Origin of the sequence: Nonomuraea composti (assembly GCF_012034275.1) — a bacterium.
Classification (GTDB): domain Bacteria; phylum Actinomycetota; class Actinomycetes; order Streptosporangiales; family Streptosporangiaceae; genus Nonomuraea; species Nonomuraea composti.
Map to the genome: position 1 here is coordinate 141572 of NZ_JAATEP010000024.1, position 15786 is coordinate 157357.

The 15786-nt window shown below is 72.3% G+C and carries 12 protein-coding genes; 6 read left to right on the forward strand and 6 right to left on the reverse strand.

Features of this window, described 5'->3' with window-relative positions; translation table 11 throughout:
* Positions 1 to 1008, reverse strand: coding sequence for a hypothetical protein (locus HCN51_RS30700; RefSeq protein WP_168014097.1), 1008 nt, complete (start codon positions 1006 to 1008; stop codon positions 1 to 3).
* Positions 1009 to 1115: 107 nt separating this feature from the next.
* Complete coding sequence (locus HCN51_RS30705) at positions 1116 to 2426, reverse strand: MATE family efflux transporter (RefSeq protein ID WP_168014099.1); 1311 nt, start codon at positions 2424 to 2426, stop codon at positions 1116 to 1118.
* 85 nt (positions 2427 to 2511) lie between these two features.
* Between HCN51_RS30705 and HCN51_RS30710 the strand changes: the two genes are divergently transcribed.
* Complete coding sequence (locus HCN51_RS30710) at positions 2512 to 3480, forward strand: aldo/keto reductase (protein ID WP_168014101.1); 969 nt, start codon at positions 2512 to 2514, stop codon at positions 3478 to 3480.
* 871 nt (positions 3481 to 4351) lie between these two features.
* On the opposite strand, the gene thpR is transcribed toward HCN51_RS30710, so the two are convergent.
* Both thpR and HCN51_RS30720 read right to left on the reverse strand, forming a co-directional pair.
* Positions 4352 to 4909 (reverse strand): RNA 2',3'-cyclic phosphodiesterase, encoded by a 558-nt coding sequence (gene thpR, locus HCN51_RS30715; protein WP_168014103.1) that lies wholly within the window; start codon positions 4907 to 4909, stop codon positions 4352 to 4354.
* Positions 4910 to 4911: 2 nt separating this feature from the next.
* On the reverse strand, positions 4912 to 5124 hold the full coding sequence (locus HCN51_RS30720; protein ID WP_168014105.1) for a DUF2530 domain-containing protein: 213 nt from the start codon (positions 5122 to 5124) through the stop codon (positions 4912 to 4914).
* Positions 5125 to 5183: 59 nt separating this feature from the next.
* Here HCN51_RS30720 and HCN51_RS30725 point away from each other — a divergent pair, with 59 nt between their 5' ends.
* The 4 genes from HCN51_RS30725 to HCN51_RS30740 all read left to right on the forward strand — a co-directional run bounded on the left by HCN51_RS30725 (position 5184) and on the right by HCN51_RS30740 (position 10113).
* Positions 5184 to 6647 carry an NCS2 family permease gene (locus tag HCN51_RS30725; protein ID WP_428981556.1) on the forward strand — a complete coding sequence of 488 codons (1464 nt, stop codon included), beginning with the start codon at positions 5184 to 5186 and terminating at the stop codon, positions 6645 to 6647.
* 132 nt (positions 6648 to 6779) lie between these two features.
* Positions 6780 to 7232 carry a MarR family winged helix-turn-helix transcriptional regulator gene (locus tag HCN51_RS30730; RefSeq protein WP_080044745.1) on the forward strand — a complete coding sequence of 151 codons (453 nt, stop codon included), beginning with the start codon at positions 6780 to 6782 and terminating at the stop codon, positions 7230 to 7232.
* Positions 7233 to 7255: 23 nt separating this feature from the next.
* On the forward strand, positions 7256 to 8497 hold the full coding sequence (locus HCN51_RS30735; RefSeq protein WP_168014109.1) for an MFS transporter: 1242 nt from the start codon (positions 7256 to 7258) through the stop codon (positions 8495 to 8497).
* 152 nt (positions 8498 to 8649) lie between these two features.
* Positions 8650 to 10113 (forward strand): alpha/beta hydrolase, encoded by a 1464-nt coding sequence (locus HCN51_RS30740; RefSeq protein ID WP_168014111.1) that lies wholly within the window; start codon positions 8650 to 8652, stop codon positions 10111 to 10113.
* Positions 10114 to 10169: 56 nt separating this feature from the next.
* On the opposite strand, the gene HCN51_RS30745 is transcribed toward HCN51_RS30740, so the two are convergent.
* Positions 10170 to 13205 carry a sacsin N-terminal ATP-binding-like domain-containing protein gene (locus HCN51_RS30745; RefSeq protein WP_168014113.1) on the reverse strand — a complete coding sequence of 1012 codons (3036 nt, stop codon included), beginning with the start codon at positions 13203 to 13205 and terminating at the stop codon, positions 10170 to 10172.
* A gap of 66 nt (positions 13206 to 13271) precedes the next feature.
* Positions 13272 to 14072: a DUF3027 domain-containing protein gene (locus HCN51_RS30750; protein WP_080044741.1), complete on the reverse strand. Its 801-nt coding sequence runs from the start codon at positions 14070 to 14072 to the stop codon at positions 13272 to 13274.
* 114 nt (positions 14073 to 14186) lie between these two features.
* Between HCN51_RS30750 and HCN51_RS30755 the strand changes: the two genes are divergently transcribed.
* Positions 14187 to 15767 (forward strand): MFS transporter, encoded by a 1581-nt coding sequence (locus HCN51_RS30755; protein ID WP_168014115.1) that lies wholly within the window; start codon positions 14187 to 14189, stop codon positions 15765 to 15767.
* Positions 15768 to 15786: the final 19 nt, after the last annotated feature.

A 15786-nucleotide genomic window follows, 5' to 3' on the forward strand; every position in this document is an offset into this window, starting at 1 on the left:
TCACCGGGTGCGCCGCGCCAGGAACGTGATCACGCCGATCGCCGCCGCCGCGGCGGCGAGCCAGATCAGCACGTTCCCCAAGGTGAGACCGGTGCCGTCGCCGTCGTCCGCCCGCGCCACCGGCGTCTCCTCCTTGCCGGTGTCCTCCGCCTTGACCGGGCTCGGCGTGGGCGCGCTCCCCGCCGGGAGGGGCACCCGGTAGACGGGGCTGCGCGGCCCCTCGCTGCCGACCAGCAGCGACCTCCCGTCGGCGGTGAACGCGATCGACTCGGCCTGCTCCAGCTCCGGCATCGGCACCCGCCCGATCGTCTCGCCGGACGGGCGGAACAGGGTGGCGGAGAAGTAGGTGCGCACCACGTACGAGGAGCCGTCGGGTGCGTAGGCGGCGTCGGTGGCCATGAGCGGGGCGCTCGCCACCTTGCGCAGCACGTTCACCCGGTCCGTACGCAGCTGCTTCGGCGCCGCGTACACCGAGCCGGCGAACTCCTTGGACACCACGTACAGCCGCCCCGTCTTCGGGTGCACCATCAGGCCCTCGGCGTTGCGCGCCCCGTCGGCGTACCTGAACCGGTAGCGGACGGCGGGCAGCGTCGCGTCGGCGATCGTGCGCGGCTCCATGACCTTGTAGACCGACACGTTCGGCCAGGCGCCGTCGAGGTTGTCGCCGATGTCGGCGAACCACAGCACGCCGCGCCCCGTCCGCGGGTCCTTCGTGGCCGCCATGGCCTCCCAGTCGCGCGCCTGCGCCCCTCTCACCTGGAACGTGGCCCGCGTGCGGCCCTCCCCGTCGACCGCGTAGAACGTGGGGGCGGCGGCGCTGTCGTTGTGCGTGTAGTAGATGCCCTCGTGCGTCGGCGAGACGGCCAGGCCGCTCGACTCCGTGATGCGCGCGTCCTTGAAGGTGAACAGCTTCTCCGCGCCGTCGTCGGGCGCCGCGAAGGCCGGCCCGGCAGGCAGCAGGCACACGGCCGCCACGGCGACCAGCACTCTGATCACGAAGTCCCCCACGCCAGCCATCATGCCTCACGGGAGCCGCCGCGGCTTCGTGTCACCTCCGCCCCGGCCTTGCGTCACCTCCGCTCCGGCTTTTGCGTCACCTCCACCGCGGCCTTGCGTCACCTCCGCCCCGGCCTTGCGTCACCTCCGCCCCGGCCTTGCGTCACCTCCGCCCCGGCCCCCACCTTGGCGCTGTGGCGGTGGAAGCCGGTGCCCTGCAACACCACCAGGAGCCCGTTGGCCAGCGCCATGGCCGTCCACAGGCCGTCGATCCCCCACGTCCTGGCGACGGGCACGGCGGCCACGACGAGCGGGCCGTACCCGATGACGAAGTACAGCAGGCTGGCGGCGGAGCGCTTGAGCGCGGTCAGGCCCGTGCCCTGCACGGCCTGGGCCGCGTCGAGCACCGCCGACAGCAGCATCAGCGGCAGCAGCCCGAACGCCCGCTCCCGCACGGCGAGGTCGTCGCTGAAGAGCACCAGCACGTTCTCCCCGAGCCCGAGCAGCAAACCCGCCACCACAAGCGTCCCTGTAATGGCAAGCAGAGCCGCGCCCCGCTGGGCCCGCCGCGCCCCGGCCGCGTCGGGCGCCCGGGCCACGTCGGGCACCGCGGCCTGCGCGACCGACAGGGAGGCCAGCATGATCAAGCCGGTGAGGGTGCTCAGCACGGCGTGGGCGGCGGTGTCGCGGGTGCTCGTGGTGCTCGCGGCGAAGGTCACCACGCCCAGCACTCCAAACTTGACGAGCACCGTCCCGGCCAGCGGGATGCTCACCTTCGCCAGCTTCACGATCTCGCGCGGCCTGGGCCGAGCCTGGCCGATGGGCCGCCCGAGCGCCCGCCGCAGGAGGCTCGCGGCCACCAGCGCCGCCGCCGCGCCCGACACCACCCAGGCGACGCCCACCCCGGTCAGCCCGAGCCCCGGCACCAGCGCGGCGGTGAGCCCGCTCAGCCCGATCGCGAAGACCAGCGTCGGCCAGAGCACGTCACGGTTGCGCCCCAGCGCGACCAGGATGGTGCTCGCCCCGCCGGTGGAGGCAAAGATCAGCACATATCCGGCCAGAAACCACGGCAGCGCCCCCATCTCCCGCACCACCTCGCCCGGCACCCCGCCGGCCCCGGCGAGCAGCGGCACGCACAGCACCGCGAGAGCCCCCAGCACGCCCGTGGCCAGGCTGAGCCAGCGCGCGTCCCGCACGACCGGCACGGCCGCCGCCGGCTCGTCCCTGAACGGCGCCACGAACGGCCCGAGCCCGCGTAACGCGCCCTGCACGGCGGCGCTCGCGGTGCTGAGCACCGAGCTCACCACGGCGAACGCGGCCAGCGTGACCGTGTCATGCTTACCGAGCACCGACGTGACGACCAGCGACCCCGCCATGCCCGCCACCATCGCCAGAAAGATCGGCACCGCGGCCCGGAGCAGGGCGATCATGACATGGGAAGATCCGGCAGGGGTTCCGAGATCATGAAGCGAGTCTATGGCCTGGAGTGCACTCCAGGTCCTTAAGGTTGGCGCCATGGACTACGTCAACCTCGGACGCAGCGGTCTCCTCGTGAGCCCGCTCTGCCTCGGCACCATGAACTTCGGCCCCCGCACCACGGAGGAAGACTCCTTCGCGATCATGGATCGGGCTCACGAGCTGGGGCTGAACTTCTTCGACACGGCGAACGTCTATGGAGGCGTCAAGGGCGAGGGCGTCACCGAGCAGATCATCGGCCGCTGGTTCGCCCAGGGCGGCGGGCGCCGCGAGAAGACGGTCCTCGCCACCAAGGTCTACGGCGACATGGGCGACTGGCCCAACGAGCGCGGCCTGTCCGCACTCAACATCCGCCGCGCCTGCGACGCCTCGCTCAAGCGCCTGCAGACCGACTACATCGACATCTACCAGGCCCACCACGTGCACCGCCCCACCCCGTTCGACGAGTTCTGGGAGGCGATGGAGGTCCTGCGGCAGCAGGGCAAGATCCTGTACGTCGGCTCGTCCAACTTCGCCGGCTGGCACCTCGCCAAGGCCCAGGAGACCGCCGCCCGCCGCAACTTCCTCGGCCTGGTCAGCGAGCAGACCCACTACAACCTGCTCACCCGCGCGCCCGAGCTCGAAGTGCTGCCCGCCGCCGAAGACTACGGCCTCGGCGTCATCCCCTGGAGCCCCCTGGCCGGCGGCCTCCTCGGCGGCGTCCTGCGCAAGCTCGACAAGGGCCGCTCCGGGGCCGAGAACATGCTCAAGCAGCTCGAGAAGCACCGCGACCAGATCGAGCAGTACGAGAAGTTCTGCGACGAACTGAACGAGCAACCCGCCGACGTCGCCCTCGCCTGGCTCCTCAAGCAGCGCGCCGTCGCGGCGCCCATCATCGGACCGCGGACGATGCAGCAACTCGAAGGCAGCCTGCGCGCCCTGGAGATCGACCTCGACGAGTCGGCCCTGTCCCGCCTCGACACCATCTTCCCCGGCCACCGCACCGCCCCCGAGGACTACGCCTGGTAAACCCTCTCCCGGGTGTCCGGCGGCCTCCGCACCGCTCCGGACGGCATCCACGCCGCTCCCCGCCGCGTCCGCACCGGTGGGGACGGCATCCACACCAACGGCGGGCCGTTGCCCCAGCAACGCCCGCCGCCCACCCGCGCGATAACGCGCAGCCTGAACACTCACCACCCCGGCTGAGGCCGCCGAATGCGCGCCGAACCACGCGCATGCACGCCGCCATGCGCACTCGCCGCACACATCGGCGCTGCTCACAGCCTTGCCGCCCGACACGCGCCGGCCGGCACACATGCACGCCGACCGCACGGCACTCGCCACACACGCATGCGCCGGCCACCGCCATGCCGCCCTCCGCCCACACGCTGAGGCGGCCCGGATGCGCGCCGAGCCACGCATGCACTCGGCGGGCCCACACGCACTCGCCGCACGCATCGGCGCTGGTCACAGCCTTGCCGCCCGACGCGCATCGGCAGGCACACATGCGCGCCGGCCACGGCGCTGCCGTCCTCTGCCCACACGCCCAGGCGGCCGGACATGCGCCGAGCACACACATGCACGCAAGACCCACGCGCCCGCCGCTCACACGCACAGCCTCGCCGCCCGATGTGCGCCCGCCACGCGCCCGCGTCCAAGTGCGTCCGCCGCGTGCAGGTGCACCGGCCGCAGCTCAGGCCCAGCGCGCGCTCACCACACCCACGCCCGCGTCGCCCACACCCCGCGCGCCCCGAGGCGCGTGTGCGGCCAGGGGTGGCGTGCGCATGGCCCCGGGCGTGGCTCGGGTCAGGTGAGGAGGGCGCCGACGATCACGATCAGCAGGAGGAGGCCGAGCACGATGGGCAGCAGCCAGGGGCGAGGACGGTCCACGACCTGGAGCCTAGCCCTGCCCGGCGGGTGCCAGCGCCCATTCCGCGAGTGACTCGTACCTCACCTGCGCCCCCATGTGGCTGCGCACGAGCCGCACCCGGTCGGCCTGCCACGGCGATCCGCTGAAGCCGGACAGCGACTCCACCAGCGGCCGGAGGTCCGTCTCGGTCTTGGCGCGGGCGAGCGTGAGGTGGGGGTGGAAGCGTTTCTCGTCGGTCTGGGTGGCGCCGGCGCGGCGGGCGGCGGCGCGGACGGAGTCGGCGAGCCGGGTCATGGGGTCGCCGGTGACTCCCGCCCAGAGGACGCGGGCCCGCCGGGGGGAGGAGAAGGCGCCGAAGCGGTCGAAGGTGAGGTTGGGGGCGGGGTGGCGACGGACGGCGCGCTCGATGCGGGTCTCCAGGTCGGGCAGCACGCGTTCGGGCACCTCGCCGAAGAAGCCGAGCGTGATGTGCCAGGTGTCGCGGGCGGGCCAGCGCAGCCCGGGCACCTGCCCGACGTGCGGCGCGATGGCCTGAGCGAGCTCGTCGAGCACGTCGTCGGGCGGGACGAGGGCCGCGAAGAGCCGCACGGTCAGCCCCGTCGGGGCCGGCGGACGAACCACATGCCGAAGAGGCCGAAGCCGACGCCGGTGAGGCAGGTCCACATCCACCACGTGTTCTCGGGGGCGGGGCGGAAGATCAGCAGGGCGACGAAGGCGAGCGCCCAGACGGCCGTGCCGACGGCGATGGCGGCGGTGTCGTTGGTCTTGATGGGCTCCGGGTCGGGGTGCCACTGCTGCTTCACGTTGTCCAGCCTAGCTTCCAATCGGGTCTCGATCTCATCACCGACTCTTTTCGCAGCTCATCACTACTGTCACTCTTCGCGTCGTGAGTGACACACGTAATGCGATAGACCGTTTCTTCGCAATCTCCGCACGAGGGTCCACCGTTTCCCGTGAGGTACGCGGTGGCATCGCCACGTTCTTCACGATGGCGTACATCGTCGTGCTCAACCCGTTGATCCTGGCCAACGGCAAGGACGTGGACGGCCAGTTCATCGCCGACGGTTCGACGCCGCCGGTGGCGCTGGTGGCGGCGGGCACGGCGTTCGTGGCCGGCGTGCTGACGATCCTGATGGGGGTCGTCGGCCGGGTGCCGTTCGCGATGGCGGCCGGGCTGGGCCTGAACGCCTTCGTCACCTTCCAGATCGCCACGGTGATGACCTGGGAGGAGGCCATGGGCCTGGTCTTCCTTGAGGGCGTCATCATCGCCGTGCTGGTGCTGACGGGGCTCAGGACGGCGATCTTCCATGCCATCCCGGCGCAGCTCAAGACCGCGATCAGCGTGGGCATCGGGTTGTTCATCGCGCTGATCGGGTTCGTGGACTCGGGGTTCGTGCGCAAGGCCGCGGGCACGCCGCTGGAGCTGGGCATCGGCGGCAGCCTGACCTCGTGGCCGATCTTCGTGTTCATCGTCGGGCTGCTGGCCACGGCGGCGATGGTGGCGCGCAAGGTGAAGGGGGCGATCCTGATCGGGATCGTCGGCACCACGATCCTGGCGATCGTCGTCGAGGCGATCGTCAAGGCGGGCGCGTTCTCGCCGCAGAACCCGGCGGGCTGGCAGCTCAACCGGCCCGTCGTGCCCGACCAGCTGTTCGGCTTCCACAACCCGCTGGTGCTGTTCACCGAGTTCGACCCGTTCGGCGGTTTCATCCGGGTGGACGTGCTGCTGGCCGCCCTGCTCGTGTTCACCCTGCTGATCACGGACTTCTTCGACACGATGGGCACGATCGTGGGCGTCGGCCGCCAGGCGAACCTGGTGCAGGAGGACGGGACGCTGCCGCGTACCAGGGAGATCCTGCTCGTGGACTCGCTAGGGGCCGCCGCGGGCGGCGCCGGCTCGGTCTCCTCGAACACCACCTACATCGAGTCGGCGGCGGGGGTCGGCGAGGGCGCTCGCACCGGCCTGGCCAGCGTGGTCACGGGGTTGCTGTTCCTCGTGGCCATCTTCTTCGCGCCGCTGGTGACGGTGGTGCCGTACGAGGCCGCCGCGCCGGCGCTGGTGCTGGTCGGCTTCCTGATGATGACGGCCATCCGGGACGTCGACTGGAACGACTTCGAGATCGCGATCCCGGCGTTCCTCACCATCGTCATCATGCCGTTCACGTACTCGATCTCGAACGGCATCGGCGCCGGGTTCATCAGCTACGTGCTGGTCAAGGTGGTGCGCGGGAAGGCGCGCGAGGTGCATCCGCTGCTGTGGGGCGTGGCCGTGCTGTTCGCGCTCTACTTCGCGATCGGCCCGATCCGGGCGATGCTCGGTCTCTGAGCCCGCACCCTGCCGTCACACTTGAGAAGCCGTCCCGCACGTGCGGGACGGCTTCGGGGTATCAAGGGGTGAGATGACACTTCTGTCCGGAAATATCTTGTCTTGCCGTATAGTTAGCAAAGGTAATGACTCATGCTAACCAAAACCCAGCCCAAGATGGACCTGCGCAGCGACGCCGGTCTCGCTTCAGCCCTGCGCGTCTCACTCGCAAGGCTGAACCGACGCCTAAGACGACAGGCGGCGGCGCACTCGCTGACGCCCACCCAGTTCGCGACGCTCGCCGCGGTGGAACGGCATTCCGGGATAACCCCCGGAGAATTGGCCGAGCTCGAGAAGGTGCAACCACCCTCGATGACCCGCGTGATCGCCGCTCTAGAGGAGCGCGGCCTGGTCGCCCGCACCCCGCATCCGACCGACCGGCGCCAGGTGACCGTCTCGGTGACCGAGGCCGCCGAGAAACTGCTGAAGGAGGAGCGCCGCCGCAAGGAGGCGTGGCTGACGCAGCGGTTGAAGGAGCTGTCGCCCGAGGAGCGGTCGATCCTCAGGCAGGCGGCACCGATCTTGGAGAAGCTCAGCAAGATATAGAGCCCGAAGAACCCAGGACCGGGATGTTCCGGTCACTCAGGGTTCGCAACTACCGCATGTTCGCGGCGGGCGGCATCGTCTCCAACGTCGGCACCTGGCTGCAGCGCACCGCCCAGGACTGGCTGGTCCTCGATTTGACCGCCGGCCCCGGCAACGCCCACGGCAGCGCGGCGGCGCTCGGCACGGCGACCGCGCTGCAGTTCCTGCCGATGCTGCTGTTCGGGATGTTCGGCGGCGTGCTCGCCGACCGCTACCCCAAGCGGCCGATCCTCATCACCGCCCAGTCCCTCATGGCCGGGCTGGCGCTGACGATCGGCATCCTCACGATGACGGGCACCGCCCAGGTGTGGCACGTGTACGTGATGGCGTTCCTGCTCGGCCTGATCTCCTGCGTGGAGGTGCCGACGCGGCAGGCGTTCGTCGTGGAGATGGTCGGCCGCAAGGACCTGCCCAACGCGATCGCGCTGAACAGCTCCATCTTCAACCTCGCCCGCGTGGTCGGCCCGGCGCTGGCCGGCGTGCTGATCTACGTGCTGGGCGGCACGGGGCCGATCTTCCTGATCAACGCGCTGACGTTCGGCGCCGTCATCTCCAGCCTGATCTTCATGCGCAAGTCCGAGCTGAACCTCTCCGAGCCCGTCCCCCGGGCGAAGGGCCAGCTCCGCGAGGGGCTCCGGTACGTGCTGCGGCGCGAGGAACTGCTCATGCCGGTGCTGCTGATCGCCTTCGTGTCGATGTTCTCGCAGTCGTTCTCGATGTCGATCGCGCTCATGGCCCGCGAGGTGTTCGGGGCCGGGGCGTCGTCGTTCGGGCTGGCGTCCAGCATGTTCGCGGTGGGGGCGCTCGTCGGGGCGCTGCTCGCGGCGCGCCGGGCGCGGCTGTCGCGCAAGGTGCTCTTCGCGGGGGCGATCGGGTTCGGGCTGTTCCAGATCGCCACCGGGGTCGCGCCGTTCTACCCCGCGTACCTGCTGCTGCTGATCCCCACCGGGATCGCGCTGATCACCATCAACACCGTCGCCAACGCCAGCGTCCAGATCGCCACCTCGCCCGAGATGCGGGGCCGCGTCATGGGCATCTACATGCTCGTCTTCACCGGCGGGGCGCCGCTGGGGGCGCCGCTGATCGGCTGGCTGTCCGAGCTGGGCGGGCCGCGCACGGGTGTCATCCTGTCCGGCGTGCTGGTGCTGGTCGGGACGGGCCTGGCCGTGGTGATGACGCGGCTGATCAGCTCGCGGGTACGCGAGCCCGCGCTCGCCATGGCATGAGTCATTCGCCGGCGCGCACGGTGAAGGGGTGGGTTCCCGTGGAACCCACCCCTTCGTGACATTCGTCATCTCCGCCCGCTCCCCGAAGTCACCTCCAACTGGTGTTTTCGCCCACTACATCGCCATAAGCCCCCCAACCCATGCTGGGTTGCATGAAGAAGCCCATCGCAACCTTCCTCCTGGGCGCCCTGGTCCTCACCGCCTGCGGCACCGGCGGCGGCTCCCCCTCTCCCCCGCCCAAGAGCGGCGGCACGGTGGCGTGGGGCGCCTGCACGGATCTCGTCGGCCCCGACGGCAAGCAGCTCACCCCAGGCCCCGGCGTCGAGTGCGGCAAGCTCCCAGTCCCCCTCGACCACGCCAAGCCCGACGGCGAGAAGATCGACCTGGCGCTCATCCGGGTCAAGGCCACCGGCGACCGGCTCGGCTCCCTGGTGTTCAACTTCGGCGGCCCCGGCGCCTCGGGCGTGGACTCGCTGGCCATGGCCGCCACCGCGTTCAGCAAGCTCGGCACCCGCTACGACCTGGTCAGCTTCGACCCGCGCGGCGTCGACCGCAGCGCTGGGGTCACGTGCGGCGACACGTTCGCCCGGATGCTCGCCTCGGAGGCCGACGCCGACCAGGACGCGCTGGCCGCGGAGTTCGCGCGGACCTGCCAGAAGGAGTCCGGCAAGGTGCTGCCGCACGTCGGCACCGTCAACGCGGCCAAGGACCTCGACCTGCTCAGGGCCGCGCTCGGTGACCGGCGACTCAACTACTTCGGCTTCTCGTACGGCACCCACCTCGGCGCCGTCTACGCCACGCACTTCCCCAAGAACGTGGGCCGTTTCGTCCTGGACGGCGCCTTCGACCCGTCGGTGACGTTCGAGGAGCGCGCGGTCATCCAGGCGACCGGGTTCGACCAGGCGCTGGAGGCGTTCGCGAAGGACTGCGTGGCGCAGAGCTGCGAGCTGGGCGCCGACCCCGCCGCCGTCGTCAAGACGGTCGAGGACTTCGTCGAGGGGCTCAAAACCAAGCCGATCAAGGTGGGCGACCGCGAGCTGACGTTCTGGCTGGGCCAGCTCGCCGTCATCACCCCGCTGTACGCCAAGCAGAGCTGGCCCATGCTGGAGCAGGCCACCGCCGCCGCGCTCAAGGGCAACGCCACGATCCTGCTCGCCCTGGCCGACTCCTACACGGGGCGGCGGCCCGACGGCACGTACAACACGATGATGACCAGCCTCCAGGCCATCAACTGCGCCGACTACGCCGAGCGGCCGACCGCCGCGCAGATGGAGCGGATCAACGAGCGGGTGAAGAAGATCTTCCCGGTGCTGTCGTTCGACGGCGTCACCGGCGGGGCCTGCGACCACTGGCCGGTACGGGGCGACGACGCCGCCCGGCGCGTCGACGCGACCGGCTCGGCGCCCATCATGGTCGTCGGCGGCAAGGGCGACCCGGCCACGCCGTACCGGTGGGCGACGAGCCTGACGGCCAAGCTCAGGACGGGCGTGCTGGTCACGTACGAGGGCGAGGGCCACGGCGCGTACCTGTCGGGCGACGCGTGCGTCATGAAGACCGTGGACGCGTACGTGATCGAGGGCAAGGTGCCCGCCGCCGGCACCACCTGCGCCGCCTGACCGGCACAACACACGAACCGGGGAGGGCCTGCGGGGGCGCCTCCCCGGCACCGTGCTCAGCTCAGGTCGGCCTCGGCCAGCAGCAGCGGCACCGCCTCCGGGTCGCGCAGCAGGGCCGCCACGGCGAGCCGGTCGTTCCACTGCCCGGTCGCCCACGCCAGCCCCCTGGCCAGCCCGTCGACCCCGGTGCAGTGCACCGCGCCCTCGAAGAAGCGCCACGCGCACTCCACGCCGTCGACCAGCAGCTTCTCGTGCTCGACGTACGTCTCGGGCGCGGTGGGCAGCAGCGAGCGCACCTGGGCCGGCACCGGCCGTGTCTGGCCCTCGGAGGTGACCTCGCCCGAGGTGAGCTCGCCGGCGAGCGGCAGGTCGAGCAGCTCCGACAGCGCCTCGGCCAGATCGTAGGAGGCCAGCACCAGCGGCCGGTCGGTCACGAGCTGCAGCAGGTCGGGCGCCTCGACGACAACGGCGTCGTCGGCCGAGGCCACCACGATGTCTCCGCCGAGCACCGCCCGCACCTTGGCGGGCGGCGCGACCCGCGACGGGTCGACGGCGGCCAGCGCGATCCACAGGGCTCGGAGCTGGGCCCTGTCGACCTCGATGGACGCGTCGGCCATCAGGTCGAGCAGCTCTTCGGGGCCGCCGTGGGAGGCCAGCAGCTCGGGCAGCGTGGTGCGCACGCCGAGCATCGACAGGGCCGCCTCGTCGAGGCCGGCGGGCGCGTCGGTGTACAGGCCCTGCAGCAGCGGGTCGGCGCCGGGCAGCCGCAGCTCCAGCGGCTTGCGCCCGCCCAGCACGGGGTGGTTGGCCAGCCACCACGCCGTGTAGGACGGCACCTCGACGCCCTCCACGCGCAGCGGGTGCAGCGCGGCCCGCAGCGGCGGCGTGGTCAGCAGCTCCAGCGCCGCCGGCCAGTCGGCGACCAGCTCCAGGTCGCGCACCGCCAGGAACTCGGGCACCAGCGGCGGCACGTCGAGGTCGGGCAGCAGGTCGAGCACGTGGTCGAGCCAGTCGGCCTCGCCGTCGAGGTCGTGGTCGCACTCGTCGGGGTCGAGCAGCACGTCGGGCTCGTGCACCACGGCGAACCCGTCGAGCACGCCGGCCGCGGCCAGCACGCGCGGCCCGTAGGTCTCCTCCAGCTCGGCGGCGGCCACGCCGAGGTGCGTGTCGGCCTCCAGGACGGCGGCGAGCGCGCCGTCGGCCAGCATGAGCTCGCCGGCCGGGTAGAGCTCGCCGTCGGTGCCGCGCAGCGCCAGCTCGGCCAGCCAGGGCGCCTCGCCGGGGGCCAGCCCGGACGCCTCCACCAGCGACAGCACGGCCCGCGCGACCGGCTCGGGGTCGGGGCTGTCGAGCGACTGCGCGACGGCCGCCTTGGTGAGCGGGTCTTCCAGCACGGTGCGCGGCGTGGCCTCGGCGGCGCCCAGCCGCAGCAGCGCCGGGTGCGCCGCCTCCGGGTGCACGATGCGCAACCCCAGGGGCGTCAGGTCGAGGTCGGCCCCGCCATCGGTGAGGATGAGCGTGCCGCGCGGCCCGCGCACGAGCCGGCCGTCGGCCAGCGGCACCGGCAGCGCGCCCAGCGACTCGGGGTCGTCGCCGGGCAGCACGTCGTAGAGCGAGCGCCACCACGACGGCTCGCGGCCCTCCACGGCCTCGCCCGACAGCAGGTCGACGATCTCGGCCAGCTCCACCCTGCGCACCCCGAGCGCCGCCATCGCGGGATGGCGGGCCGGCCAGCCGGCGGGCAGCAGGCCGGGCACGAAGTCGGCGACGGTCGTGAGCAACTCGGTCGTGGCGGAGGCCACGACGGCCGCCTCGCGGCCCGTCACCACCCAGCCGTCGCCGTCGGGCTCGGGCGCGGGGTGCTCGACCCGCCACTGCGCGTCGGGCTCGTAGACCTTCTCGTCGGCGAACGACGGCGTCTGCACGGCCGGGGCGGGCGCCGACAGGGCGGGCAGCAGCGGCGTGTCGGGTAGCCGCTCCAGGACGGCCCGGCGGATGCGCGCGTCGAGCTCGCCCTTGCCCATCAGCGACGGCACGAGGTCGAGCAGTTTGGACGTGCGCGGCAGCTCGCGCAGCAGGCGGACGTAGGCGTCGGCGACCCGCTCGACCAGGAAGTCGGTCAGCGGGCCCTTGGCCACGTGCCGCCGGTCGGTGGCCATCGGGAACGAGGCGATCAGCAGCGCGGGCAGGTCGATGGGCTCGTCGCTGGGCGTGGGCGCGTGCACGACGGGCGGCACGGTGGCGGGCAGCGGGCCGGGCTCGCCGGTGCCGGTGACCGGCACGGCCCAGCGCAGCGACCAGTAGGGCCGCGCCCGCTCCTCGGTGGGCCGGTCGGCGAAGAGCCTGCCCACCTCCTCGGGGGTGAACTCGCCGGACTCCGACACGACGTGCCAGCCGTCGGCGACGACCGTACGGGTGGCGCCGTCGATGTCGATCTCGATGCTCTCCAGCGCCGGCATGCCCAGCAGCAGCGCGGGGCTGGCCTCGGCCAGCATCCGGCGCACCGCCTCGACGCTGGCGTGGTCGCGCAGCGGCAGCCGGACGACCGTGTCGAAGCCCTCGGGGATGTCGATCATCGGCGGCTCGTCGAACGGCAGCCGCAGCAGCGGCACGTGCCCGCCGCGCTCGGCCAGCTCGCCCGCGAGCGCGGGGATCTCGGCCACGAGGGCCGCGGTCTCCGTGCGGGACCAGCGCACGGCGGGGGCCCCGCGCGAGCCGATCGAGGGCGCGTCGCAGACGGACACCACCGCCGCGAACCCGACCCCGAACCGGCCCGCCGCGCCCGCCTCGTCACGCTTGCCCGAGGCGCGCAGGGTGGACAGGCTCTCCACGCCGGTGGCGTCGAGCGGCGCGCCGGTGTTGGCGGCCGTCAGGACGTCGCCACGCAACGTCAGCCGCAGCACCCCTGGCACGCCCGCCCGCAGCGCCGCGTCGGCGGCATTCTGCGCCAGCTCGACGATCAGCCGATCGCGGTAGCCGCCGAGCGCGAAGTCCTCCTCCGCGTTGGCGTCTTCGCGGAACCGGGCGGACGAGGCCGTCCAGGCAGCGAGGACGGCTGCTCGCATCCGGTCAGTGCCGTAGGTGTCGCTCATCGATCACGATCCTGATTGGAGGGTTGGGGGCCACCGTAGGTTAGCGGCCCTCACCGACACTCACGGTCAGGAATGGCCGAGCTCCTCGGAAGCCGATGCGTCGACCGAGCCCGCCTCCTCTTCCATGAGGTCGTAGCCCAGGTCGTCGAGGATCGGGATGGCCTGCTCCACGGGCGGCGGCAGCACGGCGGCCTCCGAGTGGGCGCCGCAGCCGTGGTCGGCGGACACCACCTTGCCGTCGTCGGGGGCGTACTCGTTAGTGCAGACCCCGAACATCTGCCGCAAGCCACCCGCCAGCAGCCAGTAGAAGCCGCAGGTGGAGCATTGCGCGGGAGCGGCGTGTGCGATCGGCGTGTGCGGCCCGTGCTCGCCCGAGTGCCAGCGTCTGGCCGCCCGGTCCTTGCCAATGGCCGAGAGCACACGGGCCCGGCCCAGGCCGTACTCGAAAACCGCCTGATGGTCGGCGTCGTCGTCGGTCTCGGTGAAACCCGGCGCCAGCCTGTCGTCATCGTCGGCGGTGGGCAGCAGGTCGCCCACGCCCAGGTCGCCGGGGCGCAGGCGCTCGCTCCACGGCAGCCACTCGGGCGCCAGCAGCGCCCCCGTGCCGGGCAGCAGGACGGCCTCGCTGACCGTGACCTTCTTCGCGCGCGAGGCACGCGTCACGGTGACGGCCCAGCGCCAGCCGCGATAGGCCCGATCGAGACAGGCGAAGTAGTGGGTGACGATCCGGTCGCCTTCGCTCTCATAACCGAGGTGCTCGCCGGGCTCGCCCGGCCGCGCTAGCTCCTCGGCCGCGGCGCGCGCCAGATCGACCGCGGCGACACAGGCCTGGTCGGGAGCGGAGACGCGGGCCCTGGTGCGGCTCATCGGGCCGCCTTCGCCGAAAGGTGCTGTTCGCTCACACTTCATTCTCACCCATCACGGGACCTGCGGGGGCCCACACGGCTGAGATCGGGCCAGGATCGGGTAAGACTGGTAACCGTGGAGGGAGGCTGGGAGCAGGCACGCCACATCTCCCGGCGCGTGGCGCACGGCGCCGCCGGCGCCGGACGCGCCACCGTGCGCGCCGGCAAGGCCACCGCCGGCGGCACCGCGCGGGCCGGCCGGGCCACCGCCAAAGGGGCGCGCAAGGTCGGCAAGGCCACCCGCAGGCTCACGTACGCGGGCGGCGCGGGCCGCACCGGGCTCGGCCGGCTGATCGAGCTGTCGGCCGGCAACAGCGCCAGTGACGCGCTCGTCACGGTGGCGCTGGCCAGCACCGTCTTCTTCGGCGTGCCGGTGGGCGAGGCGCGCGGCTCGGTCGCCCTCTACCTCGTCATCACGATGTTGCCGTTCGGGCTGCTCGCGCCGTTCGTGGGGCCGATACTCGACCGGTTCAGGTCGGGGCGGCGCTACGTGATGGCGGGCACGCTGTTCGGGCGCGGCCTGCTGTGCTTCGCCATGGCGGCGGCCGTGGGGCCCGGCGACCTGCCGACGCTGTTCATCGGGGCGCTGGGCGTGCTGGTGCTGTCGAAGGCGTACAACGTGTCGCGGGCGGCGATCATGCCGAGCGTGCTGCCCGCCGACATCACGCTCGTGTCGGCGAACGCGCGGGTGGCGCTGTTCACGCTGGTCTCGGCCGGGGTGGCGGTGCCGGTCGGCGCGGGCCTGACCGCGTGGCTGGGCAGCGCGGCGATCCTGCGCGTCGCCATGGTGGCCTTCCTGCTGCTCGGCGTCGTCGCGGTACGCCTGCCGCGGCACGTCGACTCCCCCGACACCGAGGAGGAGGGCGCCGCCCCGCGCTGGCGCACCCTGCTCAAGGTGGGGCCGGCCGTGGCCGAGGCCGTCTGGGCGAACGTGGCCGTGCGCGTCTTCTCCGGCTTCCTGCTGTTCTTCCTGCTGTTCCTGGTGCAGGACAAAGCGGTGCCGTGGCTGGCCGCCGCCGAGCCGTGGGCGCACGACCCGTTCTTCGACATCCCCAAGACGATCGCGCTGCTGGCGGGCGCGGCCGGGCTGGGCGGCCTGGCGGGGGCCGCGGTGGCCAACTGGACGCGCAACCACGCGCCGCAGCTCATCGTGCTGGTCACGCTCGCCATCACCGCGGTCACGACCGTCGTCAGCGCGGTCTTCTTCGGGGTGTGGACGGCGCTGCTGATCTCGCTGGTCGCGGCGTTCGCGCAGGAGCTGGGCAAGCTGGCGCTCGACGCGATCGTGCAGCGGGAGATCGGCGAGGAGGTGCGCTCCTCGACGTTCGGGGTGGTGGAGGCCGTGCTGCAGCTCGCCTGGGTGTTCGGCGGGCTGGTGGGGCTGGTGCTCTCGCTCGGCCGCAGCAGCCTGGCGGGGCTGGTGACGCTGTCGGTCGTGCTGACCGGGGCGCTGGGGTGGCTGCTGGTCGCGCGCAGGAAGCGGGTGCGCGCGACGAAGGCCGACCTGCGCCGCCGCCGCGCCGAGGCCGCCGCAGAAACCACGGCCGAAGCCGCCGCCGCCCATTCCGAGACCGCCCCGTACCCCGAGCCGGACGTGCAGGACGAGCCGCCCGCCAAGCTCGACCCCACCAAACCCCTCACCAACCCGAACGGCTGACCCGCCCCGCCAGGACGGG

Bases quoted from the DNA above. Each gene is read 5' to 3' on its own strand.
- HCN51_RS30705 (WP_168014099.1), bottom strand. From the start codon at position 2,426: ATGATCGCCCTGCTCCGGGCCGCGGTGCCGATCTTTCTGGCGATGGTG.
- HCN51_RS30710 (WP_168014101.1), top strand. From the start codon at position 2,512: ATGGACTACGTCAACCTCGGACGCAGCGGTCTCCTCGTGAGCCCGCTC.
- HCN51_RS30740 (WP_168014111.1), top strand. From the start codon at position 8,650: ATGAAGAAGCCCATCGCAACCTTCCTCCTGGGCGCCCTGGTCCTCACC.
- HCN51_RS30750 (WP_080044741.1), bottom strand. From the start codon at position 14,072: ATGAGCCGCACCAGGGCCCGCGTCTCCGCTCCCGACCAGGCCTGTGTC.
- HCN51_RS30745 (WP_168014113.1), bottom strand. From the start codon at position 13,205: ATGAGCGACACCTACGGCACTGACCGGATGCGAGCAGCCGTCCTCGCT.
- HCN51_RS30730 (WP_080044745.1), top strand. From the start codon at position 6,780: ATGCTAACCAAAACCCAGCCCAAGATGGACCTGCGCAGCGACGCCGGT.
- HCN51_RS30735 (WP_168014109.1), top strand. From the start codon at position 7,256: ATGTTCCGGTCACTCAGGGTTCGCAACTACCGCATGTTCGCGGCGGGC.